Origin of the sequence: Snodgrassella alvi, assembly GCF_002777425.1 — a bacterium.
GTDB lineage: Bacteria > Pseudomonadota > Gammaproteobacteria > Burkholderiales > Neisseriaceae > Snodgrassella > Snodgrassella alvi_B.
Map to the genome: position 1 here is coordinate 74,639 of NZ_MDVC01000055.1, position 14,705 is coordinate 89,343.

Sequence of the window (14,705 nt, forward strand, 5' to 3'; positions counted from 1 at the left end):
TTTTGAAATGCTAAAATTGAACACTTTGCCGGCATGGTGTCGGCATGTATTGACTCAACAGGATAAAAGAGAAAATATGCCTACTATCAACCAATTGGTACGCAAAGGACGTCAAGCTCCAGTTTACGTCAACAAAGTACCTGCTTTAGAGGCTTGCCCTCAAAAACGTGGTGTGTGCACCCGTGTATATACTACTACCCCGAAAAAACCTAACTCAGCTTTGCGTAAAGTGTGCAAAGTGCGTCTGACCAACGGTTATGAAGTGATTTCATATATCGGCGGTGAAGGCCACAACTTGCAGGAACACAGCGTAGTGCTGATTCGCGGCGGTCGTGTAAAAGACTTGCCAGGTGTGCGTTATCACACTGTTCGTGGTTCTTTGGACACCGCTGGTGTGAAAGACCGTAAACAGTCCCGTTCTAAATACGGTGCTAAACGTCCTAAATAAGTGGACGCATCGGCAGAATAACTGTCGAGTAAGTGAATATTTACATAAATATTCGTGGGCAATGCCCAGCTGAATAGTTTAAGGAAATTGAAATGCCAAGACGTAGAGAAGTCCCAAAACGTGACATATTGCCAGATCCGAAATTCGGCAGTATCGAATTATCCAAATTCATGAATGTGCTGATGATTGACGGTAAAAAATCTGTTGCTGAACGCATTGTATATGGTGCTTTAGAACAGATTGCTAAAAAAACCGGCAAAGAAGCCATTGAAGTGTTTAACGAAGCTATTGCCAATGCCAAACCGGTTGTAGAAGTAAAAAGCCGTCGTGTTGGTGGTGCAAACTATCAAGTTCCTGTTGAGGTTCGTTCTACCCGCCGTCTGGCTCTGGCCATGCGCTGGGTACGCGATGCAGCTCGTAAACGCGGTGAGAAATCCATGGATTTGCGTCTGGCAGGTGAATTAATTGATGCGGCAGAAGGCCGCGGCGGTGCATTGAAAAAACGTGAGGAAGTACATCGCATGGCTGAAGCCAACAAGGCCTTCTCTCACTTCCGCTTCTAATGCAGAAAGGCAATTATTGTGGCTCGTAAAACTCCTATTGAACAATACCGTAATATCGGTATTTCTGCACACATTGATGCTGGTAAAACCACCACTTCAGAACGTATTCTGTTTTACACCGGCATGACCCACAAATTGGGTGAAGTTCATGACGGTGCGGCCACTACCGACTGGATGGAGCAGGAACAGGAACGCGGTATTACCATTACTTCTGCTGCCGTAACCACCTTCTGGAAAGGTATGGCAGGCCAGTTTAAAGAACATCGCCTGAATATTATTGATACCCCGGGACACGTGGATTTTACCGTTGAGGTAGAACGTTCTATGCGTGTACTGGACGGTGCAGTTATGGTTTACTGTGCTGTGGGTGGTGTACAGCCTCAGTCTGAAACTGTATGGCGTCAGGCCAATAAATACAAAGTGCCACGTCTGGCCTTTGTAAACAAAATGGACCGTCAGGGTGCCAACTTCTTCCGCGTGGTTGAACAGATGCAAACCCGTCTGCGTGCCAATCCAGTACCGATTGTGATTCCTGTAGGTGCTGAAGACGGTTTCGAGGGCGTGGTAGATCTGCTGAAAATGCAGGCTATCGTATGGGATGATGCAACTCAGGGTCTGAAATTTGAGTATGCAGACATTCCTGCCGATCTGAAAGACGTTGCTGCAGAATGGCGCGAAAAAATGGTTGAAGCTGCTGCTGAAGCCAACGAAGAACTGATGGAAAAATACCTTGGCGGCGAAGAGCTGAGCGAGGAAGAAATCGTTGCTGCGCTGCGTGCCCGTACACTGGCTGGCGAAATTCAGCCGGTATTGTGTGGTTCTGCCTTTAAGAACAAAGGTGTACAGCGCCTGCTGGATGCTGTGGTTGAGTACCTGCCCAGCCCGACAGACATCCCGCCAGTAGCTGGTGAAAAAGCAGATGGTGAAAAAGACAGCCGTAAAGCCAGCGATGACGAGAAATTCTCCGCTTTGGCGTTTAAACTGATGAACGACAAATACGTTGGCCAGCTGACTTTCATCCGCGTGTACTCTGGCGTGGTGAAATCTGGTGACACCGTAGTAAACTCAGTTAAAGGCACCAAAGAACGTATTGGTCGTCTGGTACAGATGAAAGCCAATGACCGTGATGAAATCGAAGAAGTACGTGCCGGTGACATCGCTGCTGTGATTGGTTTGAAAGATGTGACTACTGGTGAAACTCTGTGTGATTCTGATGCGCCAATTATTCTGGAACGCATGGAATTCCCAGAACCAGTGATTCACGTTGCTGTTGAACCAAAAACCAAAGCTGACCAGGAAAAAATGGGCTTGGCTTTGAACCGTTTGGCTAAAGAAGACCCGTCTTTCCGTGTGAAAACTGACGAAGAATCTGGTCAAACCATTATTTCCGGTATGGGTGAATTGCATCTGGAAATTATTGTAGACCGCATGAAACGCGAATTTGGCGTAGAAGCCAATGTGGGTGCACCACAGGTAGCTTATCGTGAAACCATCCGCAAATCAGTGGAATCCGAAGCCAAATACGTGAAACAGTCTGGCGGTAAAGGTCAGTATGGTCACGTGGTTATCACTATGGAACCTCTGGAACCAGGTGGTGTGAACTACGAATTCATCGACGAAATTAAGGGTGGTGTGATTCCACGCGAATTCATTCCGTCTGTGGACAAAGGTATCCGCGATACCATGACCAACGGTATTCTGGCCGGCTATCCGGTAGTAGATATCCGTGTACGTTTGACTTTTGGTTCCTACCATGATGTAGACTCTTCGCAAATCGCGTTTGAACTGGCCGGTTCCATGGCATTCAAAGACGGTATGCGCAAAGCTTCTCCAGTATTGCTGGAGCCAATCATGGCGGTTGAAGTGGAAACACCGGAAGACTACATGGGCGATGTAATGGGCGACCTGAACCGTCGTCGTGGCATCGTGCTGGGTATGGACGATGATGGTATCGGTGGCAAGAAAGTTCGCGCCGAGGTACCTCTGGCAGAAATGTTCGGTTATTCAACCGATCTGCGTTCTGCTACTCAGGGTCGTGCTACCTATTCCATGGAATTCAAGAAATACGCAGAAGCACCAAATAATGTAGCCGAGCAGGTTATTGCTGCCCGTAAAGGCTAACTTATTTACCGATAACCTGAAAGTATCTGTGCTTTCAGGTTATCATCGTTCTTTAATTGATCTTTATTCAAGGAAACTTAGCTCATGGCTAAAGAAAAATTCGAGCGGAGCAAACCGCACGTAAACGTTGGCACCATCGGTCACGTTGACCATGGTAAAACCACACTGACCGCTGCAATTTGTACCATTCTGTCCAAAAAATTTGGTGGTGCAGCGAAAGCCTACGATCAGATTGACAATGCCCCGGAAGAAAAAGCCCGTGGTATTACCATTAATACTTCACACGTAGAATACGAAACCGCAGAGCGTCACTATGCACACGTTGACTGCCCGGGACACGCTGACTACGTGAAAAACATGATTACCGGTGCTGCACAGATGGACGGCGCCATTCTGGTGGTTTCTGCTGCTGACGGCCCAATGCCACAAACTCGTGAGCACATCCTGCTGGCTCGTCAGGTAGGCGTACCTTACATCATCGTTTACATGAACAAATGCGACATGGTAGACGACGAAGAGTTGCTGGAACTGGTAGAAATGGAAATCCGTGATCTGCTATCTAGCTACGAATTCCCTGGTGACGACATTCCATTGATTAAAGGTTCTGCACTGAAAGCACTGGAAGGTGATACTTCTGATATCGGTGAAGCTTCAATCATGGCTTTGGCAGATGCATTAGACAGCTACATTCCTACTCCAGAACGTGCAGTAGACAAACCATTCCTGTTGCCGATTGAAGACGTATTCTCAATTTCAGGTCGTGGTACCGTGGTTACTGGCCGTGTAGAACGTGGTGTAATCAATGTAGGCGACGAAATTGAAATCGTAGGTCTGAAAGAGACCCAAAAAACCACCTGTACCGGTGTGGAAATGTTCCGCAAATTGCTGGATCAAGGTCAGGCAGGTGACAACGTAGGTGTATTGTTGCGTGGTACCAAACGTGAAGAAGTAGAACGTGGTCAGGTATTGGCAAAACCGGGCAGCATCACTCCGCACACCAAATTCAAAGCAGAAGTTTACGTATTGAGCAAAGAAGAAGGTGGTCGTCATACTCCATTCTTCGCAAACTACCGCCCACAATTCTATTTCCGTACTACTGACGTAACAGGAGCAGTAAGTCTGGCAGAGGGCGTGGAAATGGTAATGCCAGGTGAAAACGTAACCATCGATGTAGAATTGATTCACCCGATTGCGATGGAAGAAGGCTTGCGCTTTGCAATTCGTGAAGGTGGCCGTACAGTTGGTGCCGGTGTGGTTGCTAAAGTTATCGCTTAATCAGGAAGAATATAGATATGAAAAACCAGAAAATCCGTATTCGCCTGAAAGCTTATGACTACGCTTTGATTGACCGTTCTGCTCAGGAAATCGTGGACACTGCCAAACGTACTGGCGCTGTGGTAAAAGGCCCGATTCCTTTGCCGACTAAAATTGAACGTTTCAACCTGCTGCGTTCTCCACACGTGAATAAAACTTCACGTGAACAGTTGGAAATCCGCACTCATTTGCGTCTGATGGACATTATCGACTGGACTGATAAAACCACCGATGCATTGATGAAACTGGACTTGCCTGCTGGTGTCGATGTAGAAATCAAAGTTCAATAATTAATTGAACGCTAAAAAAACGGACTTGATATTAATCAGTCCGTTTTTTATTTAATTGCAGCAAGAAATCGTCTAAATTTATGGACAATATTTTTAATAATCGAATCAATTTTTTTGATTTAAAATAAAATATTTAATTTTCGAACATCCGCCATGACCGAATGGCCGGCCTGCTTTAATCAGTCTTAATTGCAAGCTAATGTTTCTAACGATGAATAGTTTGACTTTGCTCGATTGGTAACGCTTAAATTAGTGATAAGTAATTGGATTTATATAAACAAAAAGGCCAATACTAATCAGGTATTGGCCGGTATATGAACAAGTTCACTATCGTTCTGTTTAAATCTTCACAATTTTTCTTGCTGAAGATGCATTCGATGCTTAATGATATCTGCCAGTATTTTAATTCCCTTGTTAATTTTTTCTTCCGGAACGGTAACAAAAGCCAGCCGCAAGCAATTATTTTTTTCAGTATAAGCAAAGAAAGTTTCACCGGGAACGAATACTACTTTTTGGTTGATGGCCTCGCTTAGCAACTCAGTAGCATTGATGTTTTCCGGTAATTCAACCCAGATGAACATACCGCCTTCAGGTTGATTCCAGCTAACTTCTTTAGGCATATATTGTGCTAATGACTGCAACATATACTGACAGCGTGTGCTGTAAAGTTGACGGATTTTCGGAATGTGATAGCTGAGAAAATTGTTTTTGCTCAAAATCTGATAAGCGATGTATTGCGTTAGGCTAGGTGTATGTAAATCGGAAGCCTGCTTCAGTTGTACCAATTTGCCGATAAATTGTTTGTTAGCAACTACATAACCCAAACGCAAACCAGGGGTTAAAATTTTTGAGAATGAACCTAAATAGACAGTGTTTTCCGGTGCCAAAGTATACAGACCGGGCAGTCGCTGGCCTTGATAATCCAGATCGCCATAAGGATCATCTTCAATCAGTACTAAGCCGTTCTGTTTTGCTTTTGCAGTTAAAGCCTGCCGCCGCTGTACGGGCAAACGCCGTCCGGTAGGGTTTTGGAAATTGGGAATGCAGTATAGGAACTTCGCCGAGCTTGCCACTTCATCATTGATAGATTCAGGAATTAAGCCTTCATTATCACTGGCAATGGCTACATACTCTGGACAGTACTGATTAAAAGATTGTAATGCACCCAGATAAGTTGGTGTTTCGACCAGTACTTTATCGTTGACATCGATCAAAGCTTTACCTATCAGATCAAGTGCCTGCTGTGAACCGGTCACAATCAGAATTTCATCTGCGCTGATTGAGACTTGATCGCGGTTAGACAAATAATTGGCAATCCATTGACGTAGTGGGCCATAGCCTTCCGTTGGTCCATATTGCAGAGCGCCGTAGATGTCATCGCTCTCCAATACGGTATTAACGGCTGTCTGAATTTCTGCAAGTGGGAATGCATCTGGTGCCGGTAAGCCGCCAGCAAATGAAATCATATCAGCTTGTTCGGTGACTTTCAGGATTTCTCGGATGGTTGAGCTTTTTGAAATTTGCACACGACGGGAATATTTCCAGTGCATAAATTAACTTTCTTAGATGATGATATGCTTATTTTAGCGTTTAAGTTTAGCTGTTATTTATTATTATTTAAATGGTGAATATTAACAATAGTTAGGATGAGGGGTGCGTCAAATGATCTGCATTGCTGTAAGTCATCTTATCAGCAGCAATATTTGTAATGGGTGGGAAATTTGATTATGAAGCTAAACAGAGAAATAGTAGCGTATCGGCAGAAATTTAGGCAAATACGCTACATATTGTTGTGCATTTGAGCTAATCAGACAATATTTACAGGCAGGCTATTTCGCTAGCCAGCAGATCGGGTACAGTTTCGCGTTGGCGAATCAGGTGATGTTCTGTACCATTAACCAATACTTCGGCGCCACGGCAGCGGGTATTGTAATTGCTGGCCATACTGGAAGCATAAGCACCGGCACTTTGAATCAGCAATAAATCGCCGGCTTGAGCAGAAATGGTGCGGTCTTTGGCCAGAAAATCACCGGTTTCACAGATTGGCCCCACCACATCAGCAACAAATTCATCTGCTGTTGTCGGGCAGGTATTAAGAATGTTGTGATAGGCCTGATACAACGAAGGACGCATCAAATCATTCATGGCTGCATCGACAATAACAAAGTTCTTTTCTTCACCTTGCTTGATGTATTCAACTGTGGTGAGCAATCCACCGGCATTACCTATCAGGCTGCGTCCGGGCTCCAGCATTAACTGCAACTTGCGTCCGGATAGCAATCTGCTGACTGCTGTTGCATAGGCAGCTAAATCCGGCACATTCTCGTTCTGATAAACAATACCTACGCCGCCACCTAAATCAATATGTTCTAACTCAATATTTTGTTCGGCCAGTTTGTCTACCAGCAGCAACATGCGTTCCAGTGCTTCAATTAAGGGGGATAAATCGGTTAACTGTGAACCGATATGGCAGTCAATTCCGGTAATTTTTAAATGGGGCAGTGTGGTGGCCAGTTGATAGGCTGCTAAGGCATCCTGATAGGCAATACCGAATTTATTTGCCTTTAATCCGGTAGAAATATACGGATGGGTATGAGCGTTAACGTCTGGATTGATACGTAATGATATCGGTGCGATTTTATCTAGGCCGGCAGCAATAGTATTAATACGTTCCAGTTCAGCTAATGATTCAACGTTAAAACAGCGAATATTGTTATTCAGAGCAAATTCAATTTCAGCTTTACTTTTACCTACGCCGGAAAAGATGGTTTTGCCTGCATCACCACCTGCGAGTAATACCCGTTGCAGTTCACCACCGGAAACAATGTCGAAGCCACACCCAAGCTGAGCGAAGTAACGCAGAATGGATAAATTGCTGTTGGCCTTGACTGCATAACATATCAGCGGCTGTAAAGAGGCAAAAGCTTGCTGATACTGGTTGAGGGCAGCAGCCATTGCCTGCTGGCTGTAAACGTAGAGTGGGGTGCCATATTCAGCGGCTAGAGCAGAATAGGGTACTTGTTCACATTTGAGAGAATCAGTCATGTTTGGGTAGATTTTTCTGGTCAATCGGGTCGATGGTGAGGCCGGTTTGTACTACGCCATATTTGGCTTTATCGCCTTCCTTGGGCAGATACAGGTCACCTTTATAACCACAGGCAGACAGGAAGCTGGCTGCAAGTACACCTAAAAATAAAAAACGAAGCATTAATCTGGCTCTCTATGGTGTAAATGGCAGGTGTAGTGAGACTGCCATAGCGGATAAAACTAGGATTTAGACATATTATATGGCAAGATAACAGTTTGAATGTAATAAATTGTAGAGTTACGGTAAGCGAAATGACCGAAAGTGAATTTTTACAGTATAGCGATGATCTGTTTGGCCACATTGAAGAGAGTATCGATGCCGGTGGCTGGAATCTGGATTGTGAAGCCAGTGGGAATGTGCTCACGGTAGAGGCTGATAGTGGAGAGCAGATTATTGTTAACCGCCACGCTGCTACTCAGGAATTATGGATAGCGGCGAAAAGTGGTGGCTATCATTTTGCCTGCCAGCATGGGCAATGGCTTTCAGCACGGGACGGCAGTGAGTTTTTTGCGGTATTGAATCAGGTATTATCTGCCGCCTGTGGTGATGAGGTACAAATTCCGGTATTAAACTGATTTTTGCTAAGGGGCAATTATGTTACACACCTTGATTAAGCATGATTTAAAAGCATTACAGGCTTTTGTGGCTATTGTGGAATGTCAGGGTGTGACTGCGGCACAGAAGCGGCTGAATATGTCGCAATCGGCCATCAGCACTCATCTGGCTCATCTTGAGGAAAGTCTGGGGGTGATTCTGTGCCGGCGTGGTCGTTCCGGTTTTGCCTTGACTAAGGCGGGACATCAGTTATACGAAGCCTGTACTTTATTGTTACAGGCCACTAATGAATTTCACCGTGAAGTGCAGAATATTAAATGGCATCGTTCGGTATTATCTGGTACGTTGCGCATTGGACTGGTTGAGTATCTCTCAACGGATTTCCAACGTGTTCTCAATCAGGTTATTGCCAGTGCCTATCAGCATTATCCGGAATTACGGCTGTCGATAGATATCTGTGCACCACAGGATATTGAAATTGCTATTGCCAATAATCAGATGGATTTTGGTATTGGTTATTATTACAGCTTGCTGAAAAATTTACAGTATCAGCTGGTATTTGAGGAACGTGAGTATATTTATTGCCATGCTTCGCATCCGGCAGCCAAGGTTAAAGATTTAACCCTGAATTTACTGGCTGAAGACTATCAATGGGTAAAACGCACTTATGCCCGTCAACAAGAAGGAAATGCTTTGTTGAACGGTAATACAACCGCAGTGGCACATAAGCAACAGGCGACGCTGCTGTTTATTCTGGCTGGCAGTCATCTTGGCCTGTTATCGGAAGAAGTGGCCGAGCCTTATGTGCGCAGCGGCGTACTGGTACCTTTGCTGACTCAGCAGGCAACCAATATTGTGAATTATTTTGCGCTAACCCGTCCGACACCAGATCCGAGGGTAAATTGGTTTCTTGGTGAACTCAGTGGGCTATTGCCTTAATGCTAAAATAATAAAGGCGTTGCTGTTAAGTGCTATAACTGATTTTTGGCGGCATAAGGAGTGATAAAGGTATTAATGGTTTTGGCTAGTGCTTTAAATATCGCCTGATGATAGGCCGGTGAATGTTGCATCTACAAAGCTGCATATTCAATGTACGACTGCGCCTCCCGCAATGCTTTAAAATTACCAATGCCGCTATTACGGTGTACGTTGCCCTGATGCAATTCTGCTTCTAAAGAAACTTTTAACGTCAGGCGACAATATAGTCTTTTCTTGAGCGGACGCTCAAGGTTATATCCAAATAGCGGGGTACCAAACAGATTATCATGCCGGACAATGCCAACAAAGGCGCTTAACGGAGGTTTGGAGGCTGAGTGTTCTGTAGCCGGATAAGCGGCAAAATTGTTTAATTGATAATTCATAGGGCGCAGACTGTAAAACTTGATAAAACCAGTGGTTACATTATGCATAATCGGTTGCCGATGCTCCAGTTCGAGCTGGTTTTTCGGTAAATCGGTATCTGCCTGTAGGGCTGCGTGCGCAATGATTGTTTGTGCTGTTTGGGGTAGCCGCTCCAGAAAATGAATACCGCTGGTGGCGGGTGCATTACATGCAAGCACGTATATTTTGCCTGCTGAATCTTTGATGAAATCAAATTTTACCTGACCATGTAGTGGGTTTATGCAGCAAAGTGTTCAACGAACTGGCGAATGTTTATTTTGTGTACCGAATCAAGATAAATGCCGGCACCTTGGCCGACGCGGTATTTAGGGTGTTAGCAGCTATGGGCAACAAGCTGACTATGCCGGATAATGCTGTAGCTACAATATTCTTTACCCTGCATATATTGCAGTGCCACCCAAGGTTGTTGTCGGATTGCATGGATTTGGCTGTATTCAATAGTCAGTGGACAGATCAGGGTACGGGTGGCAAAGCGCGAATACGATGCTTTAAATACCCATTGCTTATCATTTAAAAAATGCTGCAAACTCGGTTTGATTAGTTAGCAAAATCGTTTTGGGAGCAGCAGCCGGCCTAGTTTTGCGTAAGCAGGGCAAAAAAGCCTTTGTGATGTAGTTGCGTTAATAGTAAGTAGGGCTAGTAAAGAGCTGGCAGGGGTAAACCTACTGAATAAGCGCATTGGCAGAAGCCAGATAAAACACCGCTTCGTAATTTGAAATGACAGTATCAATTTTCTGGTGTACCAGCAATTGTATCAGCCACTGTTTAGTCTGTTGTTTTGGTGGGGGCAGACGGGTATAAGTGCATGTATATCTGCTAAAACGGCTTAATGCGTAGCCTAAGCTTTCAGCCATATTTACCCGATAGCCTGCCTTGGCCAGCAGGTGTGCCCATGTCAGACTGTCAGGTGATCTGACCGCCAGAATAAGAATATTATGTATAGCTGATATAGCGCTTTAAATAGAAAATATCAGAATGGATGAGCATTGAATTATTCTGGCTTTTTAGCTCTCTTCAATGATGGTTGGTTTAGTTGTTTATTTATGCTAATAAAAATTATAAAAAACTATATTCTACGACTAGATATTATTTAGTATTAACAAGAGTTTCACATACTGAGCACACCAACTTTATATCCTCTGCGGTAGTACGCCAGTTCACAAATGCCGCACGTATGCCTTTTTCATGGTTAAAAGTGGTTGGTGTCATAAATACAAGGCCAGTTTTATTTAATTTTTGCAGAAATTCAGCGGTATCGCATGCTGCGGTAACTTTGAAGCAGACAATATTTAAACGTACCTCAGCCAATAATTCAAAATAACTGCTTTCACGTATATAGTTGCCAAATTCGTGTGCCAGCTCAATAGAGTTATCCACAATATACCGATACCCTTCTCTACCATAGGCCAACAGGCTGAATAACACCGGTAACGCTTTTAGTCTTCTGGAATTTTCTGGCAAAATGTTCATGAAATTAAAATTTTCCAGTTGATTTTCCAGATAAGGAACGTTGCTATTTTTAAACTGATTAAACTGTAATTTGAAATGTTCCTTTCGCGTGAAAAAGCAGGCATTTTCGTAAGGTACGTTTAACCATTTATGACAATCTATGGCAATGCTATCGGCCATTTCCCAGCCATTGAGTAAATACTGATATTGTGAAGAGCAGGCGGCAAATGCACCAAAGGCTGCATCAATATGAATCCAGCAATTATAGATGTGTTTCAACTCCATAACTTCCGCAATAGCATCAAAATCAGCAGTATTAGCTGTGCCCGCATTTAAAACAAGAATAAATGGTTGGTGCTTGAAATTATCTTCAATAAATAGTTTTAATTTGGCTGCATCAATGGCTTCGCGCTGATTTGAAAGAGTAGGAATGGTAATCAGGTTATTTCTGCCTAAACCGAGCATTGCCAATGATTTTAATACGGATGAATGAGGTGTAGCCGAGATAACTGGCAGGGAGAGGTTTGTCAGACCATCAGCAGCAATATCCTGTTCAAGCTGCGCGCCAAACCACTGTCTGGCCACTGCCAGCGCAGAAAAATTTGCCATGGTCGTACCGGTGACAAATCCGCCGGTAAATGTTCTTGGTAGATTGAATAAATCCAGTAATAAGTCAGTTGTCTGAGTTTCAATACGGGCAGATACATCACCCTCGCCATTGATAGCCTGAGTATTCTGATCGTAAATAGTGGCCAGAATATCGCCCATTATGGCCGCTGGTGTACTGCCGCCGGTAACAAAACCCCACTATCTGGGGCCGCTGGAAGCGACAATAAGCTCTTTAAACTGAGTATTAAATTGATTTAAGGCCTCTAATCCGCCGTGGCCTTGGCTGGGTAGGTCTAATTGCTGCAAACTATATTGATGTGGCTGAGTTAATCGACAACATGTTGGAATACTGTCGAGGTTGTTTAGAAAATCGATAGATTGATTAAAAATATTTTCTAGCAGCTCATCGATAGTAGTTAAGTCGTTTTTTAATATTTTATTCATATTTCTCAATTATATAAATTTGTTGTGAATTGATTAGATAACTTTTTAATTATTGAAGTAATTTAAAACTTAACCAATAAAATTTTTGGATAAAACCATATAAATCTGCTTGGTCATAGTAATAGACTTTTCTGGAAAGATTCAAGCAGACACCTTAAAATTAAAATCTGATTTGTATTCTAAAGCCTGTCTATCGTGAATGAATTTGATTTTATTCGTCAATACCTGCATCGTCAGCAGCAGGATAAGCAACTTATTCTGGGTATTGGTGATGATGCAGCTATCATACGGCCTCGTAGTGGCTATGATTTGCATTTCAGTACTGATATGCTGATAGGCGGAACACATTTTTTTCCGGATGTTGCACCAGCAGATCTGGCGCATAAGGTACTGGCTGTCAATCTGTCGGATATGGCAGCCATGGGTGCCAGCCCACGCTGGGCTTTACTCAGTGTGGCGTTGCCTGAACTAAATAAAGACTGGTTAGCAGCGTTTTGTGATGCTTTGTTTGCATTTGCCGCACGTTTTGGTGTAACACTGATTGGTGGGGATACCACCAAAGGCAACTGGGTATTTAATGTTAATATTATTGGCGAAACCCCATGCCAGCAGGCTTTACGGCGTGATGCAGCACAGATGGGTGATGATATCTGGGTGTCTGGCCTGCTTGGATTGGCTGCGGCTGCTCTGGATATGCACTGGAATAAAGCTACCTTACCTGCAACGGTATTTGCGCAGTGTGAAGAGAGACGACTGCGCCCAGAACCGCGTGTAGCTTTAGGACAGGAACTATTGTCTCTGGCACATGCAGCACAGGATATATCTGATGGTCTGGCGCAAGATATCGGCCATATTCTTAAAGCCAGTAAAGTCGGGGCAGAAATTAATGCAGATTTAATTCCTACACTGACAGCGTTACAAGAGCAGCACGCACTCACCCCGGCGCAGCTCAGACATTGGCTGTTAGCCGGTGGTGATGATTATGAGCTGGTGTTTACTGCCGCACCAGCGCAACGTGAGGCAATCATAGCCGCTGCCGAGAGAACCTGTACGCCTGTAACCCGTATCGGCGTTATTACCGCAGGCACTCAATTACATTTACATGATCATGCCGGTAACGTGATACAACTACAACAACAAGGATTTGATCATTTTGGCTAATACTGAAACAACAATGACACCAGTTACGCCCACATGGCGCTGGCTATGTAAGCATCCTGTCTGCTGGCTAGGCTTTGGCTTTGGTACGGGGCTGGCACCAAAAGCACCCGGTACATTCGGCACATTGCCGGCCATTCCACTGGCGGCATGCTGGCTGCTGCTGGATTTACCTTTCTGGTACAACATTGTATTGGCAGTGCTCTTGTTTCTGGTGGGTATTTTTATTTGTGATTACACCGAAAAAGCATTACACCGGCAGGATTATGGCGGCATTGTCTGGGACGAGATTGCTGCCATGATGCTGATTTTATTCTGTATACCAACGAATTGGATGTGGTGGGGGGCTGGCTTTGCGGTTTTCCGGTTCTTTGATGCAGTGAAACCTTGGCCTATCCGCTGGTTTGATGCGCGTATCCACGGCGGTTTTGGTATTATGCTGGACGATTTGATTGCAGCTCTGTTCAGCCTGCTGGTGTTATTGCTGGCTGTATATCTGCTGGTTTAATCAGGCAGGAGCATTGAAAACAGTTAAACAGCTAAATTTTTAGCCAGTAAGCAGTTAGAATTAAGATATGCTATGCTTTAGCTACGGCTGTTATAGTCATAGCCGTTGATGATAATAAATGAAATATTGATTGGGAAAAGGAAACAGCATGAATAGTCAGCTTTGGTTATATGTGTCAATTGCTGCAGTAATCGGACTGTTGCTTGGACTTGGTTTGATGTGGTTATTTTTGCGTGGCGGTAAACAGCGCCAGCAGTATCAGACAGTGAAAGCCAGTTTTGATAACTATCGCCAGCAGGTAGACAAACATTTTATTGATACTGCGGGTGCTATAGATGAATTGAATCGCAGTTACCTGAAAGTATTACAGCAACTGAACGTTGATGCACAGCAGTTAATGGACAAAACAGCCATGCAGGAGCAGTTGCAGAAACGTGGCAACAAAAGCGTTACTCTGGCATTTATGACGCAGTCTGATAATAAAAATCCACAAACCGATGATTCGTCTGTACCTTATACTGATGTCACCGAAGCCGCAGTCATACCGATTAATGGTATGCCGGATCAGGTGCCTGACCGCATTGGACGAAATGTTGGACATGCACATGAACAGCTTACTCAGCCCAAGCATGTAGCACATGACAATGTAATAGAAGCCAAAGGCGAGGATTTACAGCAGAGTAAATCCTGAGCACCGTTTCTTCAAATGTTATCCATGCTATCAGGCTGTGACGGTATTACTGTCACAGCCTGATAT

Annotated in this window: 18 protein-coding genes; 10 read left to right on the forward strand and 8 right to left on the reverse strand. The window is 44.2% G+C overall.

From position 1 onward, the window contains the following. The first annotated feature begins 76 nt into the window (after positions 1–76). The 5 genes from rpsL (at position 77) to rpsJ (ending at position 4,736) form a co-directional block, all read left to right on the forward strand. Positions 77–448 (forward strand): 30S ribosomal protein S12, encoded by a 372-nt coding sequence (rpsL, locus tag BGI33_RS04735; RefSeq protein ID WP_025329900.1) that lies wholly within the window; start codon positions 77–79, stop codon positions 446–448. A 92-nt stretch (positions 449–540) separates the two neighbouring features. Beyond that, entirely contained in the window at positions 541–1,011 is a 471-nt protein-coding gene (rpsG, locus tag BGI33_RS04740) for a 30S ribosomal protein S7 (RefSeq protein WP_100090173.1), read from the forward strand. A gap of 18 nt (positions 1,012–1,029) precedes the next feature. Beyond that, entirely contained in the window at positions 1,030–3,132 is a 2,103-nt protein-coding gene (fusA, locus tag BGI33_RS04745) for an elongation factor G (protein ID WP_100090174.1), read from the forward strand. Positions 3,133–3,216: 84 nt separating this feature from the next. Next, a complete protein-coding gene (gene tuf / locus BGI33_RS04750) occupies positions 3,217–4,407 on the forward strand; it encodes an elongation factor Tu (protein ID WP_100090166.1) in 1,191 nt (396 codons plus the stop codon). 17 nt (positions 4,408–4,424) lie between these two features. Next, positions 4,425–4,736 carry a 30S ribosomal protein S10 gene (rpsJ, locus tag BGI33_RS04755; RefSeq protein WP_025329903.1) on the forward strand — a complete coding sequence of 104 codons (312 nt, stop codon included), beginning with the start codon at positions 4,425–4,427 and terminating at the stop codon, positions 4,734–4,736. Positions 4,737–5,083: 347 nt separating this feature from the next. Here rpsJ and BGI33_RS04760 read toward each other — a convergent pair whose 3' ends face one another. From BGI33_RS04760 to lptM, 3 genes are all read right to left on the reverse strand, one after another. After that, positions 5,084–6,286, reverse strand: a complete 1,203-nt coding sequence (locus BGI33_RS04760) for an aminotransferase-like domain-containing protein (protein ID WP_100090175.1) — start codon at positions 6,284–6,286, stop codon at positions 5,084–5,086. 268 nt (positions 6,287–6,554) lie between these two features. Continuing rightward, positions 6,555–7,781 carry a diaminopimelate decarboxylase gene (gene lysA / locus BGI33_RS04765; RefSeq protein WP_100090176.1) on the reverse strand — a complete coding sequence of 409 codons (1,227 nt, stop codon included), beginning with the start codon at positions 7,779–7,781 and terminating at the stop codon, positions 6,555–6,557. Then, complete coding sequence (lptM, locus tag BGI33_RS04770) at positions 7,774–7,944, reverse strand: LPS translocon maturation chaperone LptM (RefSeq protein ID WP_100090177.1); 171 nt, start codon at positions 7,942–7,944, stop codon at positions 7,774–7,776. The genes lysA and lptM overlap by 8 nt, the downstream gene beginning before the upstream one ends. 131 nt (positions 7,945–8,075) lie before the next feature. On the opposite strand from lptM, the gene cyaY reads away from it, so the two are divergent. Further along, positions 8,076–8,399 (forward strand): iron donor protein CyaY, encoded by a 324-nt coding sequence (gene cyaY / locus BGI33_RS04775; RefSeq protein WP_100090178.1) that lies wholly within the window; start codon positions 8,076–8,078, stop codon positions 8,397–8,399. Between the two features lie 19 nt (positions 8,400–8,418). Continuing rightward, positions 8,419–9,318, forward strand: coding sequence for a LysR family transcriptional regulator (locus tag BGI33_RS04780; RefSeq protein WP_100090179.1), 900 nt, complete (start codon positions 8,419–8,421; stop codon positions 9,316–9,318). A gap of 131 nt (positions 9,319–9,449) precedes the next feature. Here BGI33_RS04780 and BGI33_RS04785 read toward each other — a convergent pair whose 3' ends face one another. The 5 genes from BGI33_RS04785 to BGI33_RS13390 all read right to left on the reverse strand — a co-directional run bounded on the left by BGI33_RS04785 (position 9,450) and on the right by BGI33_RS13390 (position 12,282). Next, complete coding sequence (locus BGI33_RS04785) at positions 9,450–9,938, reverse strand: hypothetical protein (protein ID WP_100090180.1); 489 nt, start codon at positions 9,936–9,938, stop codon at positions 9,450–9,452. 155 nt (positions 9,939–10,093) lie between these two features. Next, positions 10,094–10,306, reverse strand: a complete 213-nt coding sequence (locus BGI33_RS12885) for a hypothetical protein (protein ID WP_144235365.1) — start codon at positions 10,304–10,306, stop codon at positions 10,094–10,096. A gap of 136 nt (positions 10,307–10,442) precedes the next feature. Beyond that, positions 10,443–10,634, reverse strand: coding sequence for a hypothetical protein (locus tag BGI33_RS04795; RefSeq protein WP_100090182.1), 192 nt, complete (start codon positions 10,632–10,634; stop codon positions 10,443–10,445). A gap of 232 nt (positions 10,635–10,866) precedes the next feature. Further along, positions 10,867–11,997: a pyridoxal phosphate-dependent decarboxylase family protein gene (locus BGI33_RS04800; RefSeq protein ID WP_218965132.1), complete on the reverse strand. Its 1,131-nt coding sequence runs from the start codon at positions 11,995–11,997 to the stop codon at positions 10,867–10,869. A gap of 39 nt (positions 11,998–12,036) precedes the next feature. Then, entirely contained in the window at positions 12,037–12,282 is a 246-nt protein-coding gene (locus BGI33_RS13390) for a hypothetical protein (RefSeq protein WP_218965133.1), read from the reverse strand. Between the two features lie 195 nt (positions 12,283–12,477). On the opposite strand from BGI33_RS13390, the gene thiL reads away from it, so the two are divergent. The 3 genes from thiL to BGI33_RS04815 all read left to right on the forward strand — a co-directional run bounded on the left by thiL (position 12,478) and on the right by BGI33_RS04815 (position 14,639). Continuing rightward, positions 12,478–13,443 carry a thiamine-phosphate kinase gene (gene thiL / locus BGI33_RS04805; protein WP_100090183.1) on the forward strand — a complete coding sequence of 322 codons (966 nt, stop codon included), beginning with the start codon at positions 12,478–12,480 and terminating at the stop codon, positions 13,441–13,443. Positions 13,444–13,456: 13 nt separating this feature from the next. After that, positions 13,457–13,948 (forward strand): phosphatidylglycerophosphatase A family protein, encoded by a 492-nt coding sequence (locus tag BGI33_RS04810; protein WP_100090184.1) that lies wholly within the window; start codon positions 13,457–13,459, stop codon positions 13,946–13,948. A gap of 148 nt (positions 13,949–14,096) precedes the next feature. After that, complete coding sequence (locus BGI33_RS04815; RefSeq protein WP_100090185.1) at positions 14,097–14,639, forward strand: ZapG family protein; 543 nt, start codon at positions 14,097–14,099, stop codon at positions 14,637–14,639. The last annotated feature ends 66 nt before the right edge of the window (positions 14,640–14,705 follow it).

Excerpts from the sequence above, each read along its gene's own strand:
- rpsL (WP_025329900.1), top strand. The coding sequence starts at position 77 with ATGCCTACTATCAACCAATTGGTACGCAAAGGACGTCAAGCTCCAGTT.
- rpsG (WP_100090173.1), top strand. The coding sequence starts at position 541 with ATGCCAAGACGTAGAGAAGTCCCAAAACGTGACATATTGCCAGATCCG.
- tuf (WP_100090166.1), top strand. The coding sequence starts at position 3,217 with ATGGCTAAAGAAAAATTCGAGCGGAGCAAACCGCACGTAAACGTTGGC.
- rpsJ (WP_025329903.1), top strand. The coding sequence starts at position 4,425 with ATGAAAAACCAGAAAATCCGTATTCGCCTGAAAGCTTATGACTACGCT.
- BGI33_RS04760 (WP_100090175.1), bottom strand. The coding sequence starts at position 6,286 with ATGCACTGGAAATATTCCCGTCGTGTGCAAATTTCAAAAAGCTCAACC.
- lysA (WP_100090176.1), bottom strand. The coding sequence starts at position 7,781 with ATGACTGATTCTCTCAAATGTGAACAAGTACCCTATTCTGCTCTAGCC.
- lptM (WP_100090177.1), bottom strand. The coding sequence starts at position 7,944 with ATGCTTCGTTTTTTATTTTTAGGTGTACTTGCAGCCAGCTTCCTGTCT.
- cyaY (WP_100090178.1), top strand. The coding sequence starts at position 8,076 with ATGACCGAAAGTGAATTTTTACAGTATAGCGATGATCTGTTTGGCCAC.
- BGI33_RS04780 (WP_100090179.1), top strand. The coding sequence starts at position 8,419 with ATGTTACACACCTTGATTAAGCATGATTTAAAAGCATTACAGGCTTTT.
- BGI33_RS04795 (WP_100090182.1), bottom strand. The coding sequence starts at position 10,634 with ATGGCTGAAAGCTTAGGCTACGCATTAAGCCGTTTTAGCAGATATACA.
- BGI33_RS04800 (WP_218965132.1), bottom strand. The coding sequence starts at position 11,997 with ATGGGCGATATTCTGGCCACTATTTACGATCAGAATACTCAGGCTATC.
- BGI33_RS13390 (WP_218965133.1), bottom strand. The coding sequence starts at position 12,282 with ATGAATAAAATATTAAAAAACGACTTAACTACTATCGATGAGCTGCTA.
- BGI33_RS04810 (WP_100090184.1), top strand. The coding sequence starts at position 13,457 with ATGACACCAGTTACGCCCACATGGCGCTGGCTATGTAAGCATCCTGTC.
- BGI33_RS04815 (WP_100090185.1), top strand. The coding sequence starts at position 14,097 with ATGAATAGTCAGCTTTGGTTATATGTGTCAATTGCTGCAGTAATCGGA.